At 70.7% G+C, this 26554-nt stretch carries 16 protein-coding genes; 3 read left to right on the top strand and 13 right to left on the bottom strand.

Translation table 11 applies throughout. The annotated features are described in order from the left end of the window. Positions 1–412 precede the first annotated feature (412 nt). Genes G4G93_RS24550 through G4G93_RS24540 form a run of 3 tightly spaced genes read right to left on the bottom strand, consistent with a single transcriptional unit; the run spans position 413 to position 3838 of the window. Positions 413–1174, bottom strand: coding sequence for an SDR family NAD(P)-dependent oxidoreductase (locus tag G4G93_RS24550; RefSeq protein ID WP_165088259.1), 762 nt, complete (start codon positions 1172–1174; stop codon positions 413–415). A 13-nt stretch (positions 1175–1187) separates the two neighbouring features. After that, positions 1188–2579 (bottom strand): four-carbon acid sugar kinase family protein, encoded by a 1392-nt coding sequence (locus G4G93_RS24545; RefSeq protein WP_312892257.1) that lies wholly within the window; start codon positions 2577–2579, stop codon positions 1188–1190. Continuing rightward, positions 2576–3838 carry a ribulose-bisphosphate carboxylase large subunit family protein gene (locus G4G93_RS24540; protein WP_165088256.1) on the bottom strand — a complete coding sequence of 421 codons (1263 nt, stop codon included), beginning with the start codon at positions 3836–3838 and terminating at the stop codon, positions 2576–2578. The genes G4G93_RS24545 and G4G93_RS24540 overlap by 4 nt, the downstream gene beginning before the upstream one ends. A 164-nt stretch (positions 3839–4002) precedes the next feature. Between G4G93_RS24540 and G4G93_RS24535 the strand changes: the two genes are divergently transcribed. Next, complete coding sequence (locus G4G93_RS24535) at positions 4003–4884, top strand: LysR substrate-binding domain-containing protein (RefSeq protein WP_165088253.1); 882 nt, start codon at positions 4003–4005, stop codon at positions 4882–4884. 227 nt (positions 4885–5111) lie between these two features. On the opposite strand, the gene G4G93_RS24530 is transcribed toward G4G93_RS24535, so the two are convergent. From G4G93_RS24530 to G4G93_RS24510, 5 genes are all read right to left on the bottom strand, one after another. Beyond that, the gene (locus G4G93_RS24530; RefSeq protein ID WP_165088250.1) at positions 5112–5645 is read right to left on the bottom strand and encodes an RES family NAD+ phosphorylase; all 534 of its coding nucleotides are present in this window, start codon (positions 5643–5645) and stop codon (positions 5112–5114) included. Then, positions 5642–6043 carry an antitoxin Xre/MbcA/ParS toxin-binding domain-containing protein gene (locus G4G93_RS24525; RefSeq protein ID WP_165088247.1) on the bottom strand — a complete coding sequence of 134 codons (402 nt, stop codon included), beginning with the start codon at positions 6041–6043 and terminating at the stop codon, positions 5642–5644. The genes G4G93_RS24530 and G4G93_RS24525 overlap by 4 nt, the downstream gene beginning before the upstream one ends. A gap of 183 nt (positions 6044–6226) precedes the next feature. After that, entirely contained in the window at positions 6227–9316 is a 3090-nt protein-coding gene (locus G4G93_RS24520; RefSeq protein ID WP_165088244.1) for an efflux RND transporter permease subunit, read from the bottom strand. A 4-nt stretch (positions 9317–9320) separates the two neighbouring features. After that, positions 9321–12473 (bottom strand): efflux RND transporter permease subunit, encoded by a 3153-nt coding sequence (locus G4G93_RS24515; RefSeq protein WP_165088242.1) that lies wholly within the window; start codon positions 12471–12473, stop codon positions 9321–9323. Between the two features lie 12 nt (positions 12474–12485). Next, entirely contained in the window at positions 12486–13772 is a 1287-nt protein-coding gene (locus tag G4G93_RS24510; protein WP_165088239.1) for an efflux RND transporter periplasmic adaptor subunit, read from the bottom strand. A 928-nt stretch (positions 13773–14700) separates the two neighbouring features. On the opposite strand from G4G93_RS24510, the gene G4G93_RS24505 reads away from it, so the two are divergent. Then, entirely contained in the window at positions 14701–17865 is a 3165-nt protein-coding gene (locus tag G4G93_RS24505) for a hypothetical protein (RefSeq protein ID WP_165088236.1), read from the top strand. A gap of 6 nt (positions 17866–17871) precedes the next feature. Beyond that, positions 17872–20448 (top strand): hypothetical protein, encoded by a 2577-nt coding sequence (locus G4G93_RS24500; RefSeq protein WP_165088233.1) that lies wholly within the window; start codon positions 17872–17874, stop codon positions 20446–20448. A 15-nt stretch (positions 20449–20463) separates the two neighbouring features. Here the strand turns inward: G4G93_RS24500 and G4G93_RS24495 are convergent, their stop codons facing one another. From G4G93_RS24495 to G4G93_RS24475, 5 genes are all read right to left on the bottom strand, one after another. Next, positions 20464–21555 carry an alkene reductase gene (locus G4G93_RS24495; protein ID WP_165088231.1) on the bottom strand — a complete coding sequence of 364 codons (1092 nt, stop codon included), beginning with the start codon at positions 21553–21555 and terminating at the stop codon, positions 20464–20466. Between the two features lie 85 nt (positions 21556–21640). Further along, on the bottom strand, positions 21641–22588 hold the full coding sequence (locus tag G4G93_RS24490; RefSeq protein ID WP_165088228.1) for a sulfonate ABC transporter substrate-binding protein: 948 nt from the start codon (positions 22586–22588) through the stop codon (positions 21641–21643). 803 nt (positions 22589–23391) lie between these two features. Next, positions 23392–24807: a phosphatase PAP2 family protein gene (locus G4G93_RS24485; RefSeq protein WP_165088225.1), complete on the bottom strand. Its 1416-nt coding sequence runs from the start codon at positions 24805–24807 to the stop codon at positions 23392–23394. 86 nt (positions 24808–24893) lie between these two features. Further along, positions 24894–25898: an inorganic phosphate transporter gene (locus tag G4G93_RS24480; RefSeq protein WP_165088223.1), complete on the bottom strand. Its 1005-nt coding sequence runs from the start codon at positions 25896–25898 to the stop codon at positions 24894–24896. 11 nt (positions 25899–25909) lie between these two features. Continuing rightward, a complete protein-coding gene (locus G4G93_RS24475; protein WP_165088221.1) occupies positions 25910–26554 on the bottom strand; it encodes a DUF47 domain-containing protein in 645 nt (214 codons plus the stop codon).

Genomic DNA, 26554 nt, shown 5'->3' with positions numbered 1-26554 from the left:
AGCGGGCGCGCATCGATCGTGCGGCGGCGTTTCGTTCGCCAAGCAGACTTGCGTTGGCAGGCCAACGCTTCGTCCGCTCAGAGCCTGTTTGACCTGATCGACAGTATTCACACCCTCCTCGTCATTCCGGGGCCGCGTCGCGAAGCCGGGAATCCAGAACCGCGGATGGCTCGGAACGAAGCGGTCCTCGTTCCGCTTCATCTTCCACCACTCGAATGTCTGGATTCCGGGCTCCGCGACGTGGTCCCAGGAGGACAAAACGGATTTAATATCTGTATAGAATAATCAAATATTCTCTTATATTGTTGCTTTGTCGCAGATTTTTGCCGCAAAACGGGCAGCAAATTTTGCAAAATATACCTAGAGACGGCGGGGCCGGATCTCTGTCCGTTGTCGCCCGACCGGCACGCACTCAATCCGTCTTGAACATCAGCCCGGCCTCGCGAAACCCGCCATCGACGTTGAGGGTGTGGCCGTGGATGTAGCGGGCCTCGTCCGAGCACAGGAACACTGCGGCGTCGGCGATCTCCTCGGGCGTGCCGTAGCGGGTCATCGGGATGCGGGCGGCGTAGGCCTCGCGGGTCGCGCGGTCGTGCATCGCCTTGGCGATCTCGGTCTCGATCGCGCCCGGCGCGATGTTGTTGACGTTGATGTGGTGCCGGGCGAGCTCCACCGCCATCACCTTGGTGAGCAGCTCGAGCCCCGCCTTGGCCGAGCCGTAGGCCGCCCGGCCGTTGCCGCCGCGCTGGCCCGACAGCGAGGCGATGTTGATGATCTTGCCGCCGCCGATCCGCACCATCTCGCGGGCGCAGGCCTGCGCCACCATGAAGGCGCCGGTGAGGTTCACGCCGAGGATGCGGTTCCAGTCGGCGAGGCTGGTCTCGAGGAACGGCGTGTTGGCGCCGATCCCGGCATTGTTGACCAGGATGTCGACGCGGCCATGGGCGGCGAGGATCGCCGCCATCAGGGCGGCGACGGAATCCGGGCTCGCGACGTCGACCGCGACCGGCATCGCCGCCTCGCCCAAGCTCGCCGCGGCCTCCGCCGCCCCGGCCCCGTTCACGTCGGCGACGACGACCCGCGCGCCCTCGCGCACGAAGGCGGCGGCGACGGCGTAGCCGATGCCCCGGGCGGCGCCGGTGACGAGGGCGACCTTACCTGCGAGCCTCTGCATGGTGTCCGTCTCCTCACGAAGGGGCGCGGCCGCCCTGCTTGACGGCCAGGAAGAAGTCCGGCCGACCGACCTGCCCGCCCTTGAGGGCGAGGTCGAGCCCGTCGAGCGGCGTATCGGGGCCGTGGGCGCGGCACAGCGGCGAGCCCGGATCGAGGGGACTGAGCGCCGTGAGCGCGTCGATCCCGAGTTGCATCGCGGCGTGGCCCGAGGTGTCGCCGCCGGCGATCACCGCCCGGGTCAGGCCGGCCGCCAGCACGATCTCCCGCAGGGCCCGCCCGAGCCCGGCCCCGAGCCGGTCGCTCGCCGCGCCCGGATCGAGGCCGGCGCCCGCCACCGCCTCGCGCAAGGACGCCACGGCCGGGTCGTCGGGGCCGGCGGCGCTGTAGATCAGGGGGTCGCGGCCCTCGCTCAGGGCGGCGCGGGCCTCCATCACGGCGCGGCCGATCTCGCGCGCGAAGGCGTCCGCGTCGACCACCCGCCGCGCATCGAGCCGGATGCCGGCAAAGCCGTGCCCGAGCGCGTGGGCGATCTGGCCGGCGGTCGCCGGCGAGACCGAGCCGGAGACGACCGCGATCCGCGCCACCGGCGTGCAGCGGGGCACCGGCGCCTCGGCCGGCAGGAGGCCGGCGTCGCGCCAATGGGCGACGAGGGCGGCCTCGACGCCTTGGGATCCGACGGCGAAGACGCGGGATCCGCCCAGCTCCCAGATCAGCCGGCCGGCCTCGGCCAGGGTCTCGGCATCGAGCACGTCGAGGGAGACGATCGCCGCGCCCTCCGCCCGCGCCCGGTCGAGGGCCGCCTCCCCCTCCCCCCGCTTCATCCCGACGAAATCGACGAGGCCGACCGGCAGGGCGGTCTGGCGGGCGAGGTGGCGACCGAGATCGGCCTCGTCCATCGGCGTGACCGGGTGGCGGGCCATGGTCGGGTGGCGGTCGAGGCGGTAGCCGGTGCCGTGGGCCATCGCGAACAGGTGGCCGAAGCTCTGGTAGCGTCCCATCCCGGGATCGGCGACCACCATCGGGATCCAGTCGCCGGAGAAGATCCCGCGCCCGATCTCGGCGGCCCGGCCGATCGAACCGACATGCGGCGCCGAATCGAAGGTCGAGCAGGCCTTGTAATGCGCCACCGGCGCGCCGAGCGAGGCGAGCAGCCGGAACGGCCCGGGCAGTTCCCGGTCCATCCAGGCCGGCGGCTGCGAGCGCGCCACCCCGGCGATGCCGACGGCGCGGGCTCCGGCGAAGGCGGCCAGGCGCTCGGGGGTGGGGGTGCTGAGGAACAGCACGGTCTCGAGCCCGGCGAAGGCCAGCACCTCCATCGCCGCCGAGGAGCCGGTGAAGTCGTCGCCGTAGAAGGCGACGAGGGGACCGTCGGGGAGCGGGCGGGGCGTCTCGGACCTTGCGCTCACGCCGCGCCCTCCAGCGCCTGCGCCAGCGCCGGATGGGAGCGGGCATGCTCCGCGAGGTCGATTCCGGCGACGGCCGCCTCCCAGGCCTGGCGGAGGGCCGCCACCCCTTCGCCCGGGCCGCCCGGATGGGCGACGATGCCGCCGCCCGCCGTGACGATGAGGTCGGTCGAGCCGAGGGCCGCATAGGTGCCGGGCGCCTGCCGCACCGTCTGGCCGGAGGAGAAGACCGGCATGGCGAGGCACGGCTTGTCGGGAAACAGCGGGGTCAGGCAGGTGCGGGCCGAGGCGACGACGCTGTCGTCGTCCTCCGAGAACTTGTTGTCGAGGCCGTTGACGTGCATGTGGTCGGCGCCGGCGAGCCGCCAGATCTTCTGCCAGGCGACGTAGGACCAGCCGAGCAGCGGGTGCCGGGTGAGGTATCCCCAGCCGTTGCGGTGGGCGTGGATCGGCAATTCGCTCATCCGGGCGAGCTCGATCATGCCGACGAGGCCGACCGAGTTGAGGCTCGCCATCACGCAGGTGCCGCCGAGGTCGCGCACCAGGTCGTGGCGCCGGCGCATCCGGTCGATCTCGCCGGTGAGGTTGAAGGCGACCATCACCTTCCTGCCGGTCCGCTCGGCATGGTCGTCGACGACCCGCATCACCGCGCGGGCCCGCTCCTCGAACGGGCAATGCGGCCCGTCGGCCTGCAACTCGTCGTCCTTGATGAAGTCGATCCCGCCCTCGCACAGGGTCCGCACCAGGGCGGCGGTCTCGTCCGGCCCGAAGCCGACGCTCGGCTTGATGATGGTGCCGATGATCGGACGGCCCTGCACCCCCGCGAGGCGGCGCGTGCCCTCGACCCCGAAGCGCGGGCCCGGATAGGCGTCGGCGAAGGCCTGCGGCAGGCGGATGTCGAGGAGGCGAAGGCCGGTGATCGGGCGCAGCTCGAACAGGTTGCCGGCGACGGTGGCGAGCAGGTTCGGCAGCGACGGCCCGAGATTCTCGATCGGCCAGGACAGGGTGACGCGGGCGCGGCGCAAGTCTGCCGGATCGACCGCGGCGGTGGTCGGCAGCGAGGGGCTGTGGACCGGCTCGTCGAGGAGGTCCAGGCGCTCGACCCGGGCGGCCGAGCGGGCCTTCAGCTCCGGCGTCTCGCCGGGCACCGGCACGAAGGTGCCGCTCGATTGCTCGCCGGCCATCGTCTCCGCCACCCGGCGGGGATCGCCCGCGGTCTCGAGGAGGTAATCGGCCTCGATCCGGATCGGGGGCTGAGCCATCGTCAGGCGCCCCGGCGGGCGGCGGCGACCGGGACGGGCGAACGAGGGATCATGCTCTCACTCCGGGACGATGCGGCGCTAGCCTAGCGAAGCGCCGGTCCGGCCGGAACTTGAGTTCGGCGCAGGGAGCTGTGAGAAAAACTCTCATCACCGAGGAGCGATCCGTGTCCAAGCCGCGCCTGCCGCTCAACGCCCTGCGTGCCTTCGAGGCGGTGGCCCGCCTCGGCAGCATGAGCGCCGCGGCTTTCGAGCTCGGCGTCACCCACGGGGCGGTGAGCCGGCAGGTGCGCGCGCTCGAGGACCTTTTCGGCCTGCCGCTGGTCGAGCGTCTTCCCCGCGCCGTCGCGCCGACGCCGGAGGGTGCGCGGCTTGCCGGTGAACTCGCCGAGAGCTTCGCCCGCATCCAGGCCGCGGTGGCGCAGGTACAGCCCGGCCCGCTGACGCTCTCCTGCTCGGCGACCGTGATGATGCGCTGGCTGATCCCCCGCCTGGAAACGTTCAAGCGCAACCATTCGGGAATCGAGCTGCGGCTCACCATCAGCTACGGCGAGGTCGACTTCATCCGCGATGCGGTCAGCCTGGCGATCCGCAACGACATGGTCCGCGCCCCGCCGGACGCGGTGGTCGAAACCCTGATCCGCGAGGAGATCGGGCCGGTCTGCCATCCCGACTACGCCCGGCGCCTGCCGATCGAGAGCCCGGACGAGCTGGTCGCGCGGGCGCGCCTGCTCGGCACCGCGACCCGCCCGGAGGCCTGGCCCGAATGGACCCGGGCGATCGGGCACCCGGACCTTCCGGCGGCGGCGCAGGAGAGCTTCGGCCATTTCTACCTGGTGATCCAGGCCGCCGCCTGCGGCCTCGGCGTGGCGCTGGCCCCCCGCCTCCTCGTCGAGGACGAGATCGCCGCCGGCCACCTCGTCGCGCCGCTCGGCTTCACGAACGGCCCGCACACCCTCCAGCTCTGGACCGCCGCACATCTGCGCCACCGGCCGGACCTGCGCGCGGTGGCGGCGTGGTTGCGGGAGGAGATGACGGGGCGGGGGTGAGGGGTTACGGGGGCTTGCTCGCGGAGCGACGGGTCCGTCGTTCGCGATGACCGGTCGCCGTCGGTGCGGATCCGGGACGTCGGATGGGCATGAAGGATGCCGGGGCGCGACGGCATCGAGCGGCGCCGCCTTCCGCCCGCCAGGTCATACCGAGAATCGAGCTCGAATTCTCGTGCGCACGACATTTCGCTGTCGCCGAAAGTCGCCGATATTCCGATTTTTATCTGTTAGCTATTTCGATTCCAGGACAATTGATTCCGGGGCAGATCGCCGTTCGGATCGTGCACCTCGACCTTGTCGGCCTGGGTCAGATGATCACTGAACAGCACCAGATTCGTGCCGCCAGGCTTGCGCGTGGAGGGGAACAGCAGCCCGCGACATTGTTGTCCGATGATCTCGTTCGACAGACGCCATGTCTGCGGCATCTTTCGCTCGATGCGGGACATATATTTCCAGTCGCAGTTCCAGTCCGACCAGTCCGGGGACCATCGATCGGAGTCGAATCCGCCCGCGAAATCGACGATGTCGCCGACGATGACCTTGTACGCCGCCAACGTCGCGGGCGGTGCGAGCAAGGCGTCCTGGCGCAACTCGGCCAAGGCAGTTTCCGGGTCCGCGCTGAGATAGAGGGCCGACACTCCCTTGGGATTGAACCGGCCCCCGTTCATCGCGGCCCCCGCGCCGCTCAACGGCTGATGCGACCAACGAGGGGTCAAGTATCGATAGAATATCCGCTCTTCGACAAAAGAGGTCAGAATCACCCGATCGCACCATTCTTGATATCTTCTATATACGCCAGAACGGCTTCACAGTGACCGGAAGCCACCAGCTCGATAGGCGTCTTACCTCTGTAATCCTTGATGGGCTCGTTCTTGAGCCAGTAAGTCGCGGTCTCGATGTCTCCGGTCAATTCGCTCGCCGACATCAGGATTTTCGTGATCTCCCGGAGGCGATCCTGCAGCTGTTCCGAATTCGGATTAGCGTGCAATGTGTTGCGGTGCACACCGGCAACCTTGGCCAATGCCATCTTGCTCATGCCCAGTCGCTCCGCGAAGCGTTCGGACGAGATGTACGATTGCCGCGGCTCCTGGACCTCGCCCAGAAACTGCGAGATGAGCGTGTTCGGGTGGCCCCTGCGGACCTCTGCGGTCGTGGTCATGGGACTATAGCCTTGCCTGTTTCACGCACGATATGTGCACGATTCACGCACAGTCAAGGGCGACCCGGCATCCGGCCCCCGCCTCGATCGCCCGCGTGTCGCCGGATGCCGGCGCCGCCGCGGAGGAGCCGAAGGCAGGGTCGCACGGGACCGCGGGCGCGCCCGGATGCGCGCCGGCGCCCCCTATCGACCCGCGGCCGCCGACGCCCGAACCCGCCGACGGCCGGCCCCGACCGTCTCCCGTCCCCGCGCGAACCCGGCCAGCACCGCGAAGACCACCGGCGTCGAGTACAGCGTCAGCAGCTGCGACGCGACGAGCCCGCCCACCGCCGTGATCCCCAGCGGCTGGCGCAATTCGTGCCCCGGCCCGGTGCCGAGCGCCAGCGGCACCGCGCTCAGGGCGGCCACCAGCGTGGTCATCAGGATCGGCCGCGCCCGGGCGAGCGCCGCCTCCAGGATCGCGTCGCGGGGCGCGAGCCCCCGCTCTCGCTGGAGCGCGAGGGCGACGTCGACCATCAGGATGGCGTTCTTCATCACGATCCCGACGAGGAGCACGCAGGCGATCGAGGCGACCAGCGTCAGCGGCGTGCCGGTGACCCGGAGCGCCATGAGCCCGCCGATCACCGCCGAGGGCAGGGTCGAGAGGATGGTCAGCGGGTGGACCAGGCTCTCGTAGAGCACGCCGAGCACGACGTAGATCGCGAAGACGGCGCCGAGGAACAGCAGCAGCTGGCGCGACCCGGACTTGCCCGCCTCCGCCGCCTCGCCGCGAAAGCCCGTCCTGATCTCGTCGGGAAAGTGCAGGGCCGCTTCCGCCGCGCGGATCGCCGCCAGCGCGTCGCCGATCACCACGCCGGGCCGGGTGTTGAACGAGAGCGTCACGCCGGGCATCCCGTCGAGGTGGCGCAGCCACATCGCGGCGTGCCCGCGGCTCGGCCGCGTCACCTCGGAGAGCGGCACCTGCGGCCGGTCGGGGCTCGCGCCGGGCACGTAGAGGCCGGCGAGCGCCGACGGGCTTTCCTGCGCGCCCGGCTCGACCTCCAGCACCACGTGGGCGTAGTTCGACGGCAGGTAGATCATCTCGATCTGGCGCTGGCCGAACGCGTCGTAGAGGGTGTTGTCGATCGCCCGCGGCGTCACCCCGAACTGCGCTGCCCGCTGCCGGTCGATGACGAGACCGGCCTCGAGCCCGGCGCGCTCGGCGCTCGTCACCACGTCGGTGATCTCCGGCATCGCCCGCATGCGCCGCCGCATCGCCTCCGAGGCGGTCCACAGAGCGTCCGGGTCCGGGCCGACCAGCGTGTACTGATAGCGCGCCGCGCCGCCCGAGGCGCCGAGGCTGAGGTCCTGCAGCGGCGTGAAGACGGTGCGCACCCCCTGCACCCGGGCGAGTCGCTCGCGCAGGCGGTCGACCACCGCCTCGATCCCGGGCCGCGCCGCCAGGGGCTTCAAGCCGACATAGAGGTTGCCGTTGCTGAGCACCGCGCCGCTGCCGCCGATGAAGGAACTCAGGGCCGCCACCGCCGGCTCCTGCAGGATCGCCCGGGCGACCTGGCGCTGCAGCCGCTCCATGGCGGAAAAGGAGACGTTCGGGCTGGTGACCGTGCGCACCTGCAGGATCCCGGTATCCTGCGTCGGCATGAAGCCCTTCGGCAGGGCGGCGTAGAGCCCGGCCGAGCCCGCCGCGCTGAGCCCCAGGGCGAGGAGCACCGGGCCCGGCCGGCGCAGGCACCCGGCGAGGCTCGCCCGGTAGGCGCGGGCCGCCCGGGAGGCCCTGACCGGGCGCGCCGGAATCCCCCGCCGCGGCAGCCGCGCGCACAGCATCGGCACCAGGGTGAGCGAGACCAGCGCCGAGGCGGCGATCGCCGCCACCAGCGTCAGCCCGAACTCGCGGAAGTAGCGCCCGACCACGTCGGGCATCAGCAGCACCGGCAGCAGGGCCGCCGCGAGCGCGGCCGAGATCGCCACGACGGTGGCGCCCATCCGGCGCGCCGCCTCCAGGGCGGCCTCACGGGCGGAGCGGCCCTCCTCCATCAGGCGCACCACCGCCTCGACGACGATCACCGCGTCGTCGACCACGAAGCCGACCGCGATCGTGAGCGCCATCAGCGACAGGTTGTCGAGGGAGTAGCCGAGCGAAGCCATCGCCGCGACGGTGAGCGCGAGCGCCACCGGGATGCTCACGACCGGCACCAGGGTGGCGGCCAGCCGGCGCAGGAACAGGCCGACCACCGCCATCACGAGGCCGATCGCGATCGCGATGGTGCGGGCGACCTCCGCGACCGATTCGCGGATCAGCACCGTGCGGTCGTAGAGCGTGTGCACCTTGAGCGAGGGCGGCAGCCAGCGGGCGAGTTCGGGCAGGGCCGCCTTCACGGCGTCCACCGTCTCGACCACGTTGGCGTCGGGCTGCTTGCGGACGAAGACCACCACGCCGCGCTCGCCGTTGAACCAGCCGGCGGTCCGGGTGTCCATGACGCTGTCGGTCACCTCGGCGACGTCGCCGAGGCGGATCGGCCGGCCGTCGCGGAAGGCGACGATCACCTCGGCCCAGTCCTCGGCCCGGATCAGCTGGTCGTCGGCCGAAAGCGTCCAGGTCTGGTCGGCCAGCGTCACCGCGCCCTTCGGCAGGTTCGCGCTCGCATCGGTGATCGCCGCGCGCAAGCTTTCCAGGGAGAGCTGCATGTTCGCCATCAGGCGCGGCGAGACCCGGATCCGCACCGCCCGCCGCTCGGCCCCCGAGACGGTGACCTGGGCGACGCCCGGCAGGGCCGAGAGCCGGGCCGAGACGACGCTGTCGGCAAGCTCGTAGACCTCGCTCGGCGGCAGGATGTCGGAGGTCAGCGCCAGCACGATCGCCGCGAGGTTCGACGGGTTGGCCTTATAGTAGACCGGCGGGCGCGGCATCCCCTGCGGCAGGTCCCGGCTCGCGGCGTTGATCGCCGCCAGCACGTCGCCCGCCGCGGCGTCGATGCTCTTCGAGAGCGCGAATTGCAGCACGATCTGGGTGCCGCCCGTCCCGCTGTGGGCGCTCATCTCGGTGAGGCCGGCGATCAGGCCGAGGCGGTCCTCCAGCGGCTGGGCCAGCGAGGTCGCGATGGTGTCGGCGCTGGCGCCGGGCAGGCTCGCCTGGACCACGATGGTCGGGCGCTCGACGTTCGGCAGCGAGGCGATCGGCAGCCGGACCAGCGCGACGAGGCCGACCAGCAGCAGCCCGAGCGCGATGAGCGCGGTGCCGACCGGCCGCGCGACGAAGGGGGCGGCGAGGTTCACGCGGCTACTCCGCCGCCGCGAGGGCGGACGGCGCGGGCTTGCGGCGGCGCGTCAGGGCGTCGAAGGCGAGGTAGATCACCGGCGTGGTGTAGAGGGTGAGCACCTGGCTCACCACGAGGCCGCCGACGATCGCGACCCCGAGCGGCCGGCGCAGCTCGGCCCCGATCCCCTCGCCGAGGGCCAGCGGCAGCGCCCCGAGCAAAGCCGCGAAGGTCGTCATCATGATCGGGCGGAAGCGCAAGGCGCAGGCCTCGCGGATCGCCGCCTCGGGCGACAGCCCGCGCTCACGCTGCGCCTCCAGGGCGAAGTCGACCATCATGATGGCGTTCTTCTTCACGATGCCGATCAGCAGGATGATGCCGATCATTGCGATCAGGTCGAACGGCATGCCGGCGAGCATCAGGGCCAGCAGCGCGCCCAGGCCCGCCGAGGGCAGGGTCGAGAGGATCGTCAGCGGGTGGATGACGCTCTCGTAGAGCACGCCGAGCACGATGTAGACCGTGACGATCGCCGCCAGGATCAGGATGCCGGTGCTCTTGAGCGAGGCGGCGAACTCGGCCGCGGCGCCCGAGAGCCCGGTCGTCACCGTGTCGGGCAGGCCGATCCTGCGCTCGGCCCGGCCGAGAGCGTCGAGGGCGGCCCCGAGGGAGGAGCCGGGGGCGACGTTGAACGACAGGGTCGCGGCCGGAAAAAGGCCCTGGTGGGTGATCGAGAGCGGCGCCGTCCGGCGCTCGACCCGCACGAAGGCGGAGAGCGGCACCGCCGCCCCGGCCTGGCGGTAGCCGGCGCCGAGGCCGTTGGCGGCGTCGCCGGCCGTCAGCGCCTGCGAGGTGCCGGGGGTGACGTAGATCCGGTCGAGGACGTCCGGCGTCTCCTTGAGCGCCGGATCGACGCCGAGCACCACCCGGTACTGGGTGAGGGCGCCGTAGACCGTGGCGATCTGGCGCTGGCCGAAGGCGTCGTAGAGGACCTGGTCGAGGGCATCGACGGTGATGCCGTAGCGGGCCGCCACCTTGCGGTCGATGGTCAGCGCCAGTTGCAGGCCCTCGTCCTGCTGGTCGCTCGCCACGTCGGCGAGCGCCGGCTCGTCGCGCAGGGCCGCGACGAGACGCCGGCTCCACCGGCGCAAGCTGTCGCCGTCGAGGGCCTGGAGCGTGTACTGGTACTGGGTGCGCGCGGCCCGCGTCTCGATGGTGAGGTCCTGCGTCGCCTGGAGGTGGAGGGCGATGCCCGGCACCCCCTCGACGGCCCGGCGCAGGCGCTCGATGACGAGCGGAGCCGGCTCGCGCCGGTCGGCCGGGCCGATATCGAGGTAGAGCCGGCCGGTATTGAGGGTCGGGTTGACGGTGCCGGCGCCGACGAAGCTCGACACCGCCCGCACCGCCGGATCCCGGCGCAGGATCTCGGCGATGCGGCCCTGGCGCTCGGCCATGGCCGGGAAGGCGATGTCCGGCGCCGCATCGGTCGTGCCGACGAGGAGGCCGGTATCCTGCTCGGGGATGAAGCCCTTCGGCACCGCCGCGTAGCACCAGGCGGTCGCCGCGGCCGTGAGGGCGAACACCGCCAGCGTCGCGCGGCGATGGGCGAGCACGCCGTCGACGCCGCGCATGTAGAGGCGCGTCAGCGCCTCGAACCCGGCCTCGCTCCAGCGGTAGAACCGGCCCGGACGGTGGTCCGCAGGCTCGGGCTTGAGGAGTCGGGCGCACATCATCGGGGTCAGGGTCAGCGAGACGACCCCTGAGATCACCACCGCGAGCGACAGGGTGACGGCGAATTCCCGGAACAGCCGCCCGACGAGGCCGCCCATCAGCAGCAGCGGGATGAACACCGCCACCAGGGAGACGGTGAGCGAGACCACCGTGAAGCCGATCTGGCGCGCCCCTTTCAGGGCCGCGGGCAAAGGCGCCTCGCCGGCCTCGATGTGGCGCACGATGTTCTCGATCATCACGATGGCGTCGTCGACGACGAAGCCCGACGCGATGGTGAGCGCCATCAAGGACAGGTTGTCGAGGGAGTAGCCGAGAAGCGCCATCGCCCCGAAGGTCGCCACCAGCGAGACCGGGAGCGCGATGCTCGGGATCACCGTGGCCCAGAGCTTGCGCAGGAACAGGAACACCACCAGCACGACGAGCGCCACGGTGAGGACCAGGGTGACCTCTACGTCGGCGATGGCCGCCCGGATCGAGACCGTGCGGTCGGTGACGACCGCGATCTTGAGGGCGGGCGGCAGGGCGGCGCGCAGCGTCGGCAGAAGGGCGTGGATCGCGTCGACGACCTCGAGCGTGTTGGCGCCGGGCTGGCGCTGTACGTCGAGGAGGATGGCGGGTTTCCCGTCGAACCAGGCGGCGAGATCGGCGTTCTCGACCCCGTCATGGGTGCTGCCGATGTCGTGCAGGTGGACCGGCGCGCCGTTGCGATAGGCGATCACCACGTCGCGAAACGCCGCGGAATCGAGGAGCTGGTCGTTGGCGCCGACCTGGAAGGCCTGGCGCGGGCCGTCGAGGCTGCCCTTGGGCGTGTTGACGGAGGCCGCCGCCACCGCCCGCCGGACATCCTCCAGCGACAGGCCGAGCCCGGCGAGGCGCGCGGGATCGACGCTGAGGCGCACGGCGCGGGTCTGGTCGCCCTCGACCGTCACGGCGCCGACGCCCGGCACCTGCGACAGCTTCTGGATCACCTCGGTCTGGGCATAGTCGCTGACCTCGTGCAGGGGCAGGATCTCGGAGGTGAGCGCCAGGATCAGCATCGGCGCGTCGGCCGGGTTGACGAGGCGGTAGGTCGGCGGGCCTGGCAGCAGGGCGACCGGCATCCAGCCCGAGGCGGCGTTGATCTGGGCCTGGACGTCCTGGGCGGCGACGGCGATCGGACGGGCGAGGTCGAATTGCAGGGTGATCTGGCTGGTGCCGGCGGCGCTGGTCGAGCTCATCCGGGTCAGGCCGGTGATCTGGCCGAGGTAATGCTCCAGCGGCGCGGTAAGCGAGGTCTCGATCACCTGGGGCGAGGCGCCCGGATAGGCGGTGGTGACCTGGATGGTCGGGAAATCCACCGCCGGCAGGGCCGAGACCGGCAGGGCGAGGTAGCCGACGATCCCGAGCAGGATCAGCGCCAGGGTCAGGAGCGCCGTCGCGATCGGGCGCAGGATGAAGGGGGCCGACACGACCGGCCGCCGTCAGCTCGGGGTCCGGGGCGAGGGCTCCGGCCGCGGCGGCTCGGGCTTCTCGATGATCGTGACCGGGGTGCCGTTCTCCAGCCGGTAATGCCCCTCGGTGACGACGCGCTCGCCGGCCTTCAGGCCCTTCTCGACGAGGACGCAGCCGCCGCTCGCCTGGCCCGGCGTGACGGCGCGGGTCGCGACGTGGAGCCCGTCCGTGGGCCCCTCTTTCTCTCCCTCCCTGCTGCCGTCCCGGACCACGTATACGAAGTCGCCGCGCGGGCCGTGGCGGAGCGCCGCCAGGGGGATGGTGACGCCCTGGGGCCGGACCTCGACGGTGATGCGGCCGTTGACGAAGTTGCCGGGCCACAGCGTCAGCCTGGCATTGGGAAAGCTCGCCTTGAGCTTGATGGTGCCGGTGGTCGGATCGACCTGGTTGTCGACGAGCTCGACCGTGCCGGAATCGAGCAGGGTGCGGTCGTCGGCGGCGAAGACCCGGACCGGCGCCGCCGCCTCGCCGGGGGTCAGGCGGCTCCTCGCCACGGCGGTGGCCGGCAGCGTGAACACGACCGAGATCGGCTGGAGCTGGGTCACCACCACGATCGCCGCGGCGTCGCCGGCGCGGACGGTGTTGCCCTGGTCGATGAGGCGCATGCCGGTGCGCCCGGAGAGCGGCGCCGCGACGGTGGTGTAGGCGAGCTGGGTGCGGGCATAGGCGACCTGCGCCTCGTCGCTCTTGATCTGGGCCCGGTACTGCGCGACCAGCGCCCGCTGCCGGTCGAGCTGCTGCTGGCTGGCGAAGTCCTTGAGGATCAGGGTCTCGTAGCGCTGGAGATCGAGCAGGGCGCCGTCGAGGAGGGCCTGGTCGCGCAGGCGGGTGGCCTCCTGCTGGTCGGCCTGGGCCTGGAGCGGGCGCGGATCGATGAGGGCGAGGGGATCGCCGGCCTTCACGTCCTGGCCCTCGCGGAACAGGATCTTGGTGATCTCGCCGTCGATGCGCGAGCGCACGTTGACGGTGTTGTAGGCCTGCACCGTGCCGATGCCCGACAGCGTGATCGGCACGTCGGCGCTGCGGGCCGCCTCGACGGCGACGCGGGCGGGGGCGACGGCGGGCAGGTCCGGCCGCGGCTCCGCCGTGGGCCCGGGCGCGTCGGGGGAGGGCCGCCACGCGGCCCATTGGTTCTGGAGCTGCGCCTGGATCCGCCCCTGGAGCGGCGCGAGGAACGCGGCGGCCTGCGGCCACGCGGCGAACGTGCCGAATGCGACGGCCAGGCCGGCACCGAGACCCCAGACGAAACCGCGCATCGTCGACATTCCTGGATAGCGATCGGGCTGGAGCGGCCGCGCACCGGCCTCGAGGACCGGCGCCCTGCCGCGTGATCTCTATTGTCTCGTGGTGTGCGCTGGGGAAGCCTACGGGTGACGCTTTGCACCCGCAAGTCGATCGTCGAAGATTTCCGATGCTCCACCGGCACAATCCGGCACATCCAAGGATCCGGAAACATTTTAGACAAATTTCGACTGCCGTCCCCTGGCGAGGTCCAGGTAGACGGGCTCCGCGCGGGACACGACAAGGCATCTCTGCCCCGCCGAACCACCTGGCGGCTCCTCGTCAGCCTCGCCTTTCCCGGATCTCCTTTCGCTCTCGCCTCAGTCGTCCGGGACAGGGGGGAAGGTGGGCGAGGAGCCGCCCGCCAAAGGGGCTCGGCTGCGCCGGCGTGTCGTGGACCTGGCCGGCTCCGGAAGCCATGCGGACCCGCGGAATCGTCCTGATCGCATGACGGGCGGGGCGAGGCGTCAGGACGCCAGGGGTGTCATGGGTGTCATGGGTGTCATGGGTGTCATGGGTGCCGAGATCGGCGCCGCGGCTCCGTCCGCCCCGCGCCAGGCAAAGGTGCGACGGTGCGGCATCGCGGGCCTCACATCCTTCTCATCGCTCTCGATCGAATCTTGCTTTGAACAAACTAACAATCAATAAGGTGAGACGATCAACAAAACATCGCAAAAGGAAAATTTTTCTCGCTTGAGACGGCAATTTTTCTTCATACTGCAAGTCTTTTATGGCAATTTTTCAATTAATTATTCAGTACGATAAAATCCAAATAGCCGTTTCCGTCCACATCGAAAACAATTTTCCAAATATCGAAGGACGTGACAGCATTAATCGATAGCGCCGCCGCGCGTCTGCCGCTAACATCTCTGGAGAACGACCGAAACGATCCCAGGGGCTGACGTGTCACCGGGCAGCGACGACATCATCATCGACTTGGACGCCCTCGGCGCAGGGCCTGCGACGCGTCTCGGTTCGCGCCGTGCGGCGGGTGCCGGGGCGACCCGCGTCATCCGCCAGGACGCCTTTCGGCGCGTCCTCGCCAAGCTGGTGGCGATGCCGACCGAGGAGCCGGAGAAGGAGGACGCCTGCTCCGGGCGGCCTCAGGCGCTCGACGTGATGCCGAATCGCAGCCACGACGCGATCCTGATCAGCGCCCGCCGCGGCGACGGAAAGACCACCTTCCTGACCGACATCCTGACGTTGATTCAGGATGTCCAGCATGGGACCGCGGATTTCAGGGACCACCTCGACGGCACCGTGCCGTCGGACCAGATCGGCCGCCTCTACAGTCTCGGCATCGTCGATCCGACGCTGATCGAGGCCAAGCAGCACATCGTCGTGATCATCATCGAGAAGATCAAGGCGGCGGTGGACCACATGCACGAGCGCCAATCGGGAAACAGGGCGGGCTACGACGCGTTCAAGACCAGGCTCTACGATCTGGCAGGCGGCCTGACCCTCCTCGACGGCATCGGCGAGTCGATGCTCCAGGGCAAGGACTGGGCCGATCCGGACTTCATCCTCGACAAGGGCCTCGACCGGGCCGGGGCCGCCGGCGGCTTCGAGCGGGCATTCCGGCGCTACGTGGCGGAGGCCTGCACCTTCCTGAAGATGGACGCGTTCGTCCTCGCCATCGACGACGTCGACACCTCGTTCGAGCGCGGCTGGCCGGTTCTGGAGGCGTTGCGCAAGTATCTCGCTGCCCCGCAACTCAAAGTCGTCCTGGCCGGAGACCTGAAGCTCTACAATCTGCTGGTGCGACAGCAGCAGTGGAAGCAGATGGACAAGAATTTCGTCCAGATCGAGACGGCCTGCACGCCGGAAAATTCCTATCTCGATCAGATCTGCATCATGGTCGACGTTCTCCAGGATCAGTACCTGATCAAGATCGCGCGGCCCGAGAACCGCCTCGATCTGCACAATCTGCTGTACTATGCCGACCGGTCGAACCTGTCCTTCGTCTCGCGCAAGCGGGGCCACGGCGATCCGATGTCCGAGCGCACGGCCCTCGCGCGCTACGCGGACCGCCTCTTCGCCCAGGTCGGCGCCGAGGAGAACGCGGTCATCCGGTCGACCCTCCTGCGCCTCCCGCTGCGCAGCAGCCTCCAGGCGCTGGCGGGAGCCTGGCGCCTGATCGGCGCCGGGGCGGCCGCCCCGGGTGCCGGCGAGGGGCGGCCCGACCCGCAGGGCGGGAGCGACCAGGGCTTCGCCTGGACCCAGGACGCCCTCGACGCGCTCCGCTCGGTCGCGTCGCAGGCCCTGATGACCCTCGACCTGGATCACGAGGCCCTGTTGGAGGTCGATCCCGACCGCATCGTCGGGCTGCTGTCGCAATGGATGACCGCCAAGGACCTCTGGCCGACGATGGCGGGGTTCTTCCCCCACGGCAGGGCCGAGGACGAGGACCTCGTCGCCCTGCTCCTCGCCGGCACGCTGACCGCGTTGTTTCGGACGCATCCGCGGACGATCTTCGATTACTGGCTCAAGATCTGCACGATCAAGAACCTGATCGACCGGATCGACACCGTTTCGACCGACAAGCGCGCGAAGCTGTGGGCCCACCTCAAGGTCGCGCCGAACGAGGACTCGATCCAGTTCGCGAGCCGCCTCTGGGCCTGGGAAGCGGTGGAGGACGGCAAGATCCAGCCCGGCCTGCGCCTCAGCGGCATCAGCATCCCGGCGACCCTGAACCTGGGGCGCTCGCGCCAGCAGGGCTACACCGAACGCCTGTACGGGCTCGCCGGTGAATTCGACCGCGAAACCTTCTGCCAGATCGCGCAGGAGGGCGGGAGCGAGCAGAAGAAGGAACTCGTCGGCGCCCTGCCCGTCCCGCTGCGCGCCTATCATCGCACGCTCATGGCGGCGGGCCAGAACTACCTGCGCGGGTCGGAACCCGGGCTGACGGCGGTCTTCGCCAATTCCCTGACGGGCCTGGAGAGGCGATTGCAGCCGGAAATCGCGGCCGTGGTCATGATTCCCGCCGCCCGCGCGCGCAGCGGCCAGCTGGCCGAGAGCACCAGCTACTCCATCCTCCGCCTGATCGGCTTCGTGGGCGAGGTCCTGGCCATCGAGGCGCGGATGAAGCCGGGCCAGAAGCGCGCCCACGCCATCGCCGAGTTCCTGTCCGAGTTCTCGCTCCTCGGCAGCTATCCGATCCCCGCCTCCGGCGGCCCGGGCACCGGGGCGGGCGCCGCGCCCACCGCGGTCGAGGAGGATGCGGAGGACGAGGCCGACGACACGGCGATCCAGGCCGAGTCCGGGACCGGGCCCGGATCGGACGAGCGGGCCCTGCACGTGCTCCTGGATACCTGGCTCGACGCCGTCCTGAAGGAGCCGCCCCCGTCGATCTCGCCCCTCACGCTGGCCCGGACCTGGGCGCGGTTCGCCGAGGCGTTCGACGGCGTCGTCGAGGACCTGCGGCACACGAGGACGCGCTATCTCGGCGTCCTGATGCATCGGGCCATCGTCGTGTTCCTGCACGCCGTCGGCGTCGAGGCCCTGAAGGCCGCCGGGCACGCTCCGACGACGAAGACCATCCGCAACCCGACCGCCTCCGGGGCGGCCTTCCTGGAACTCCTCAAAAGCATCTATCATCCGACCGAAATCATCCCGGACAACGATCGCAAGATGTGGATCTTCCACACGATCTTCACCTGTCCGCTCTGGGGATATTTCCTGGCCCGCAAGGACGAAGACATCGAAGACGGCAAGAAGAATTACTCGGAAGAGATATACCAACAATACGTCATGTGCATGTCCGCCGACGGCATCAAGCCGTCCTACGAATTGACGTTCAGGGCCAAGGACAATCGGTACCCCCGTCGCTTCGACGGGTTGTACCCGCTCCTCAACACCATTCCGATCCAGGCCACGAAGCGCGCGCCGGAATCGCCCGTGGGACAGAACCTGGCCGGAACGCTGGCGAACCATGCTCAGATCGACGATTCAGCCGTTGACGGCCAGCCCCCGCCCCTGGGGAGCGCAGCCGCCAGGAGGGCCGCCACCGGGACGGCGAAAGCCCCGCGCACCACCCGGCGAAAGTCTCCGCCGAAATCCACCGCCTGACCGCCGATGGCCGCCCTCATCGACCGCCGCGCCTTCGCGGACCACCACGCCCTCGCCCTGTTCGGGCGCGGCGAGCTGCCCTCGATCGCGGAGACGCGGCGGCGGATCTTCATCGCCGAGCGGCGGACCGACCTCGACCGGCCCGACCACTTCTACAAGGGCTATCTCGATGAGCGGCTGGGTTCCGCGAAGGACGTGAGCGAGATTCCGCTCCTGGTCCTGACGCGGCTGGCCCAGCGCTTCCTGGAGCGGCGGGACGGGCGCGTCGCGGTGCGGGTCGACGGCTTCGTCGAGTGGCACGAGCTCCTGCCCTACATCTCGCCGCTCGCGGTGATCGTGGCCTTCCTGGTGGACGAGGGGACCGGCCCGCGCCCGACGGAGAATCCCCGCCCCTTCCTCGAGCGGGAGATCGGCGACACGGCGCTGATCGGGCCGTGCGACCCGGGACTGGGCGACCTCGTCGCGCGCAAGGGGCTGTTCGAGCTGCACATGCACCTGAACGGCTCGACCGAGCTCGACGTGCTCTGGCCCTCCATCTGCCGCGATCCCGACCTGTTCCACAAGGCACTCGCCGAGGCCTGGAACGCCAACCGGGAGCCCGCCGCCGAGCTCTACGAGCAGATGGAGCCCGGCCTCACGCCGCTCGGGCTGTACCGGCGCCTGCGCGCCGTCCGCCGCGTGCGCCGGCAGGTCGCCGCCGAGATCGCCTGCCGGCTCGGCGCGCCCCGGCCGGGCCCGCCCGTCGCCTGGGGGATGCAGGGCCTGCTGCGCGCCATGGCGGACGACCGCAGCGACCGCGCCTGGCGCGCCCCGATGGGCGGCCCGCTGCACGTCCCGCCGGGCCGCGTCGTCCATGCCGGCGGCCCGCCCGCCGCCCTCATCGTCGAGGAGGCGGCCTTCCTCTACGCCGCCCTGCAAGCCCTCGCGCGGGCGCCCGATTGCGTCATCGGCACGGGCCTCTACCACAGCCTGATCGTGCTCAACCAGATCGGCCGGATCGTGGTCCAGCAGGCCGACGAGCGGGGCTTCGACCAGTTCCAGAAATACACCTTCGTGGGCACCCGGTGGGGGATCGAGGAGCGCTACGAGATGCGCTTCCGCCAGCTCAACGGCCGCGCGCCCTTCGACACCCTGGCGCATCTCGAAGGGCGCTTCGCCCCCAAGGACGACGTGGCCGGGACCCGCGCCCTCATCACCACCATCGTCGACGACTACCTCGCCTTCCGGGGCTGCCGCCACGGGACGCGCAACCTCGCCGGGGAGCCGCCGCCCTGCCTGCTCGGCCGTCCCTGCCACGATCCGGGCCCGCGAGCCGGGCGATCCTGTCAGGAGGCGCCCCCGCGCGCCGGCCGGCCCGGGGCGGAATTCTCCCTCGTGGCGCATTTCATCAAGAAGCCGCCCAGGCCGGCGTCCGACCGGGCCCGGGGCTGCCGCGACAGCGACCTGCGGCTCGCGCTGCAGGCGCAGGCGCGGGGGCTGAAGATCCTGCTGGAAGGCAACCGGATCGCCCGCGCCCTGGTGCGCGGGATCGATGCGGCCGCGAACGAGTTCCACGCCCCGCCCGAGCCGTTCGCGCCGGCCTTCCGCCTCGCCCGCGCGGCCGGCATCCCCCGGGCGACCTTCCATGCCGGCGAGGATTTCCGGCACCTCGTCTCGGGCATCCGCGCCGTGGCGGAGGCGCTCACCTTCCTCGACCTGCGCTCCGGCGACCGGATCGGCCACGCCACCGCCCTCGGGATCGCGCCGGAACTCTGGATCGCCCGGACGGCGCGGCGGGCCTACCTGCCGCGGATCGACGCCCTCGACGACGCGGTCTTCGCCTATCGCAGGCTTGCCGAGCACGGCGGCTACGAGGGCGAGGTCCTGATGCTTGCGGACCGGATCGCGACCTTGTCCGAGGCCCTCTACGGCGAGGTGCATGGCCCGGCGCTGCTGCACCGCGCCTGGGAACTCCGGTGCCTCGACGCCCTGGAGATGCGGATCGTCGAGCGGGCGGTCGCCCGCCGGGGCGAGCCCCTCACCGCCGCGAACGTCGCGCGGCACGCCAGCCGGCTGGCGGACACCGTCATCGACCGCCCGCGGGCGGCCGAGCTGGCGCTGATCGCCAAGACGGTGGAGACGGCCGGCTCGGCCTACGCGGTCTATGCCCGGCGCCAGAGCCTCGGGCGCGAGGTCTGGCAGGGGCGGGTGGAGGTCGCGGCGACGCTCCTCCCGGTCGAGGCGCTGGCCTTCCTGCAGGACAGCGTGCTCGGGGACGTCAACCGCCGCGGGGTGGCGCTCGAGGCGTTGCCCACCAGCAACGTCCGCATCAGCTTCTACGACACGATCGCGGAGCATCACCTCTTCCGCTGGCTCGGCGTCGCGGGGCCGGCGCTCGCCAACCGTCCGACGGTCGTGATCGGCAGCGACGATCCGGGGATCTTCGCCACGAGCCTGCGCAACGAGTACGCGGCGGTCGCCGCCGCCCTGCGGGACAGCTTCGGCCAGGCGGCGCCGGAGGCGGCGCGCCTCGTCGAGACGATCGGCGACAGCGCCCGCACCTACCGGTTCCGGCCGGACGACCGATCCCTCGACCGGCCATGACCGGTCTCCGGCCCGTCACGCGGCCGGCGGGTAGTCGACGTAGCCCTTCGCCCCGCCGACATACCAGGTCTCGGTGTCGTCGGCGGAAAGCGGAATCCCGTGCGCGATCCGCCGCGGCAGGTCCGGATTGGCGATGAACGGACGCCCGAACGCGATGGCGTCGGCTGCGCCGGCCTCGAGCGCGGCCTGCCCCTTCGCTCCGTCGTAATCGGAGTTGAGCACGAAGGCGCCCCGGAACGCCGCCCGCATGCGCGGCGCCACCGGCGGGCGCTCGGCCTTGCCGTTCGTGCCGTCGTAGCCCGGCTCGCGCACCTCCAGGAAGGCGATGCCGATCTCGGAGAGGGCCGTGGAGGCCGCCTCGAACAGGGGCTCGGGGTTGCTGTCGTTGACGCCCTGGCGCTCCTCGTTCGGCGACAGGCGCACCCCGGTGCGGTCGGGCCCGACGGTCCCGGCCACCGCCGCGGTCACCTCGCGCAGGAGGCGGATGCGGTTCTCGATCGACCCGCCCCAGCGATCGGTGCGGAAATTCGCGTTGTCGCGCAGGAACTGGTCGATGAGGTAGCCGTTCGCGGCGTGGATCTGCACCCCGTCGAACCCGGCCTCGATCGCGTTCCGGGCCGCCCGGCGGTAATCGTCGAGAACGGCGGCGATGTCGTCCTCCGTCATGGCGCGGGCCTCGACATGGGGCGCCTTGCCCTCGTAGGTGCGCGCCAGGCCCGGCATGGTGGTGGCCGAGGACGAGACCGGCTGCCCGCGCCCGGGCAGGCTCGGATGGACCACCCGCCCCATGTGCCAGAGCTGCGAGACGATCAGGCCGCCCGCCGCGTGCACCGCCGCGGTGACCGGCTTCCAGGCCTCGACCTGCGCCTCGCTCCAGATCCCCGGCGCGTAGGGCCAGCCGAGCCCCTGCGCGCTGATCCCGGTCGCCTCCGAGATGATCAGCCCGGCGGAGGCGCGCTGGGCGTAGTACTCCACCATCACGTCGGTCGGCACGTGGTCGCGGGTGGCGCGGGCGCGGGTGAGCGGCGCCATCAGCACCCGGTTGCGCGCCGCGAGCGCGCCGAGCCGGATCGGGTCGAGGAGGCTGGGGACCGGGTCGCGGGACATGGCGGACTCCGCAGGCTGGCGGGTACCGTAGCCCGCGATCGACGATGCCGACCGATATAGCGCCCGAGCACCGCGCTGTCAGGCTTCAGGCCCGCGCCTGCCGCACGGTGTCCGCCACCCGGATCGGCCGCGGCACCAGCCCGAGGCGCAGGAAGGTGTCGGCGATGCGCTGCTGCCCGGCGACCACCTCCGGCCCGAGGGGGGCGACGCCCCAGCTCTGGCGGGCGAGCGCGCGGGAGAGGATCGGCACGGGCATGCCGATGGCGGGGCTCAGTTCGCGCGCCGCCGCCTCGGTCACCCCGTTGGTCTCGCGGTCGACCTCGGCGATTGCCGCCAGCACCGCGTCGACGGCCTGCGGCTGCGATTCCACGAAGGAGCGCTCGCCGACGTAGAACTGGTGGTTCGCCGCGAGCCCGGTGGCGTCCTGCAGCACCCGGGCGCCGCTCGCGATCTCGACGGCGGCCAGGAACGGGTCCCAGATCACCCAGGCCTCGACCGACCCGCCGTCGAACGCCGCCCGCCCGTCGGCCGGGGCGAGGAAGACCGGCTGGATGTCGGCATAAGCGAGGCCGGCCGCCTCCAGCGCCCGCACCAGCAGGTAATGGACGTTCGAGCCCTTGTTGAGCGCGACCGTCTTCCCCTTCAGGTCGGCGACCGTGCGGATCGGGCTGTCCATCCGGACGACGATCGCCTCGCTCTTCGGGGCGGGCGGCTCATGGGCGAGGTAGACCAGCGGCACGCCGGCCGCTTGCGCGAAGATCGGCGGCGTCTCGCCGACGATGCCGAGATCGACGGCCTTGGCGTTGAGCGCCTCGAGGAGTTGCGGCCCGCCCGGGAATTCCCGCCACTCGACCCGGAACCCGAGGGGTTTGAGCGCCGCATCGAGGCTGCCGCGGGCCTTCAGCAGCAGCATCGTGCCGTATTTCTGGTAGCCGACCCGCAGCACGCGGTCGGCCCGGGCCGGGCCCGCCGTCGCGAAGGCCGCCAGGGCGGCGGCGGTGCCGGCGGCGAAGGTGCGTCGGGTGAGCGTCATGGGGGTCCTTCTGTCGAGTGTCGGCGTGATGGGAGCGACCGGAGCCGCATCCTCCCCGGTCGTCCCGGGATTCTCCGAAGACGATCCCCAGGATGACCAAGAGAGACAGCGGGCAGTGTGCAACTGCGTTTTGAGTCCATCCTCTCGCCGTCAGCCGATCAACCCGTCGCGGTCGGACTGCTTGACGGCCACCCGTCTCTGAGAGGCGTGCAGGCTCCGGGCGGCATGTCGGTCGTGGTCGGCGGTGGCCCCGCTCTCGGACCGGACCTTTGTCCGTGAAGATAGAGCGCCGATGCTGCGGCGCGGCGCTGAGGACACGGAGCGATCCGGCCCGGATCCCGGCCGGCGCGAGGGCCACAGGTTCATCGAAGCAATTCCCTCACCGGGCGGAAATCGGCCGGGGCGACGTGATGAGCATTATTACGATAATGCCCTCCAAGCAGGAGCGTCTATAGTTTTTATTATTTAAAATAAGCGAGAACACGGGACGATTTCACCATCTCCGCCAAGATCCGGGGGATATCGTCTCTCCGGGCGGGCACGGCCCCCTGCCGCGCCCGGCGCGAAGCCGTCCGGGAGAGTTTCCAAGGAACGGCGCGGAACCTCTCCCCGCGGGCGCAGGGCTGTTCGTGAAAAGAGACGAGCGGGCCGTTCCCCGCGCGAAGTCGGGCTTGTCCGACCTCGCCTGGCGCTTGCCGAGCCCGGGATCTGCCGGGAAGGAGGAAAAGCCTCGTACCCTTTCCTCGTCCCGGACGGTTCGACGCCAGGATGCCGACAGACCGCGCCACGGCCCGGGGGCAGCGTCAGCGCGTCGGCGCCGGCCCCCGCCGCGTCGCCGCGAGGGCCGCCGCCTTGCCGGCGGCGGCGTAGAGGTTCAGGCGCGAATAGACCCCGAAGGCGGAGCCGTCGTCGAGAAAGCCGCCGCCGGGTCCTTGCGTCTCGGTCAGGATGGCGTTCGCCTCCGCGAGGGTCAGGGACGGGAAGGCGGCGGTCAGGAGGTAGCCGGCTTCCGGCGCGAGCTTGCCCACATCCTCGACGCTGTCGGCGGTCGCGGCATGGACCACCGGCAGGCCGTAGGTCTGGGTGGCGTTGTACAGGGCCTCGTTGGCCGCCGGATCCCGGAACCGGCCGGTATCCTTGGCGGCGCAACTCCCCAGCGCCTCGCCGCAGGCATCCTTCAGCACGAGGGCGAGGTCGGAGCGGGCCGCCTCCAGGGCGGCGCGGTAATCGGTGATCGCCACCGCGTCGTTGGTCGCGCGGCTCATCTCCTCGATCACCGCCGGGTTCCTGCGGATCTGGCCGACATAGGCCGGGTCGTTGGCGAGCAGGTGGGCGACGGCGTGGAGCGCCACCGCGCGACCGCCGAGCACGTCCATGGCGTAATGCGCGCCGACGACGATGCGGTTGTTGCCGTACTCGGCCGCCCGCGCGATCATCTGCTGGTAGCGCTCGGGCACCAGCAGGGCGAGGACGAGGGATTCGGTATAGCCGTAGGTGGTGTGGCCGCTCGGATAGGACGGGCTGTCGGTCAGGTTCTGGCTCGGCCCGTGCAGCCAGTCGAGGCTGTGCGAGCCCTGGCCGAAATAGTCGTTGCCGCGATAGGCGTAGAGCTGGGCCAAGGTCTGGAACGGCCGCGAATTGCCGAAGGCGTCCGCTCCCTTGGCTCCGGCCCTGCGGTCGTAGGCCCGGCCGAACACGTCCGGGACGCCGTCCCGCGCGGTGAAGATCGCGGCGGCCGCCTCCGAGACCGGCGCCTTGCCGTCCGTGGTGCCATTGGCGAAGAAGTATTTTCCGGAGTTCGAATCGGATTTCGTGATGTTGTTGGTGTAGCCGAGCAGGTCGGCGACCGACTGCGTCACGTTGCTGAAGGTCTTGTAGTCCGTATAGCGCGCCTTGGACTGGTAGATCTCGGCCAGCCGGCTGCCGAGGCCGTCGGCGAGCTCGGTGGCGTTGCCGTCGGTGATGAAGCAGTCGCGCAGGGCGAGCTGGCGCTGCTGGTCGAGAGGCAAGAGATGCGGCGGCTTGGCGGTGCCGAACTGGATGTCGCCGGTCACCCGCAGGTTGACCTCGAGGGCGGCGCGCCCTTCCGGGGTCCTTTGCAGGGCGCTGACCGGGGCGAGCCCCTTCAGGGCGACGAGGTTCGTCGCGGTCTGCGCCGCCGCCGGCAGGGACAGGACGAGGCAGAGACAGGCGGCGCCAGACATCAGGGCCCTGCGCATGACGGTATCCTCCCGGTCGTGATGCGGGCGGCAGGAGACGACGGGCGGACCGTGCTGTCCAGCCGGAATCTGCCCCGACGTCGCCCTCACGTCGCCAGCCCCGTGAGGGCATAGGCTCCCGCGCCGATCAGGGCCGCCGCCGGCAGGGTCAGCACCCAGGCCACCACGATGTCGCTCGCCACGCCCCAGCGCACCGCCGAGGTGCGCCGCGCCGCGCCGACCCCGACGATCGCCCCGGTGATGGTGTGGGTGGTCGAGACCGGCACCCCGAGCCAGGTCGCCCCGAACAGGGTCAGCGCCCCGCCGGTCTCGGCGCAGAAGCCCTGCATCGGCGTGAGCCGGGTGATGCGCGAGCCCATCGTGTGGACGATCCGCCAGCCGCCGAGCAGCGTGCCGGCGGCCATGGCCGCCTGGCACGACAGCACCACCCAGAGCGGCACGTGGAACTCGGAGCCGAGATGGCCCTGGCTGAACAGCAGTACCGCGATGATGCCCATCGTCTTCTGGGCGTCGTTGCCGCCATGGCCGAGGCTGTAGAGCGAAGCGGAGACGAATTGCAGCATCCGGAACCGGCGGTCGACCGCGAAGGGCGTGGAGCGCACGCAGAGCCACGAGACGATCAGGACGAGGAGCAGCGCCAGCGCGAAGCCGAGGAGCGGCGAGAGCACGATGGCGGCGGCGGTCTTGCCGAGCCCGCCCCAGACCACCGCCTGCCAGCCGGCCTTGGCGAGCCCGGCCCCGACGAGGCCGCCGACCAGCGCGTGCGAGCTGCTCGACGGGATGCCGAGCACCCAGGTCAGCACGTTCCAGGCGATGGCGCCGGAAAGCGCGCCGAAGATCACCCGGGCATCGACCAGGCTCGCCGCGACGATGCCGGTGCCGAGCGTCTGGGCGACGTGCAGGCCGAAGAACAGGAACGCGATGAAGTTGAAGAATGCGGCCCAGACCACCGCGTATTGCGGCCGCAGCACCCGCGTCGAGACGATGGTGGCGATCGAGTTGGCGGCGTCGTGCAGGCCGTTGAGGAAATCGAACAACAGCGCGACGGCGATCAGCCCGGCGAGCAGCGGCAGCGAGAGGGCAGCCTCCACGATCAAGGCTCCTACACGTTCTCGATCACGATGGCACTGATCTCGTTGGCGACGTCCTCGAAGCGGTCGACCACGTCCTCGAGATGGCCGAGGATCTCGCTGCCGACGATGTAGGCCATCGGATCGGTGCGGCCGCTCGCGTGGTAGAGCGCCTTCAGCCCCTGCTCGTGCAGGGCGTCGGAGCGCCCCTCGACCTTCGTCACCCGCTCTGTCAGCTCGGACAGGCGGGTGGAATGCTTGCCGATGCCGTTGAGGAGCGGCACCGCCTCGGCGGTGAGGCGGGCGGCCTCCAGCACCGTTCCGCCCATTTCGCGCATGACGGGATCGAAGTCCCGCACCTCGAACAGCATGATGGTCTTGGCGGTCCGGTTCATCTGGTCGATGGCGTCGTCCATCGACTGGATCAGGTCCTTGATGTCGCCACGGTCGAATGGCGTGATGAAGCTGCGGCGCACCGCCTCCAGCACCTCGCGGGCGATGTCGTCGGCCTCCTGCTCGCGCTCGGCGATGGTCCGGCACCAGCGCGGCACGTCCTCGCCGCTCTTGAGCAGCTGGTCCAACGCCTCGGCGCCGGCGACCAGCGTACGCGCATGCCGCTCGAACAGGTCGAAGAAGCGGTCCTCCCTGGGCATCAGTGCCCGGAACCAGCCCAGCAT

The sequence above is a fragment of the Methylobacterium sp. DB0501 genome (assembly GCF_011043735.1).
In the GTDB taxonomy this organism is placed as follows: domain Bacteria; phylum Pseudomonadota; class Alphaproteobacteria; order Rhizobiales; family Beijerinckiaceae; genus Methylobacterium; species Methylobacterium alsaeris.
The sequence above is the reverse complement of the archived record's forward strand: the minus strand, read 5'-3'. Positions and strand labels throughout refer to the sequence as shown.

What these genes read in the sequence shown, in the direction of transcription:
- G4G93_RS24550 (WP_165088259.1), bottom strand. Translation starts at nt 1,174, where the DNA reads ATGCAGAGGCTCGCAGGTAAGGTCGCCCTCGTCACCGGCGCCGCCCGG.
- G4G93_RS24540 (WP_165088256.1), bottom strand. Translation starts at nt 3,838, where the DNA reads ATGGCTCAGCCCCCGATCCGGATCGAGGCCGATTACCTCCTCGAGACC.
- G4G93_RS24525 (WP_165088247.1), bottom strand. Translation starts at nt 6,043, where the DNA reads ATGACCACGACCGCAGAGGTCCGCAGGGGCCACCCGAACACGCTCATC.
- G4G93_RS24510 (WP_165088239.1), bottom strand. Translation starts at nt 13,772, where the DNA reads ATGCGCGGTTTCGTCTGGGGTCTCGGTGCCGGCCTGGCCGTCGCATTC.
- G4G93_RS24500 (WP_165088233.1), top strand. Translation starts at nt 17,872, where the DNA reads ATGGCCGCCCTCATCGACCGCCGCGCCTTCGCGGACCACCACGCCCTC.
- G4G93_RS24495 (WP_165088231.1), bottom strand. Translation starts at nt 21,555, where the DNA reads ATGTCCCGCGACCCGGTCCCCAGCCTCCTCGACCCGATCCGGCTCGGC.
- G4G93_RS24490 (WP_165088228.1), bottom strand. Translation starts at nt 22,588, where the DNA reads ATGACGCTCACCCGACGCACCTTCGCCGCCGGCACCGCCGCCGCCCTG.
- G4G93_RS24485 (WP_165088225.1), bottom strand. Translation starts at nt 24,807, where the DNA reads ATGCGCAGGGCCCTGATGTCTGGCGCCGCCTGTCTCTGCCTCGTCCTG.
- G4G93_RS24475 (WP_165088221.1), bottom strand. Translation starts at nt 26,554, where the DNA reads ATGCTGGGCTGGTTCCGGGCACTGATGCCCAGGGAGGACCGCTTCTTC.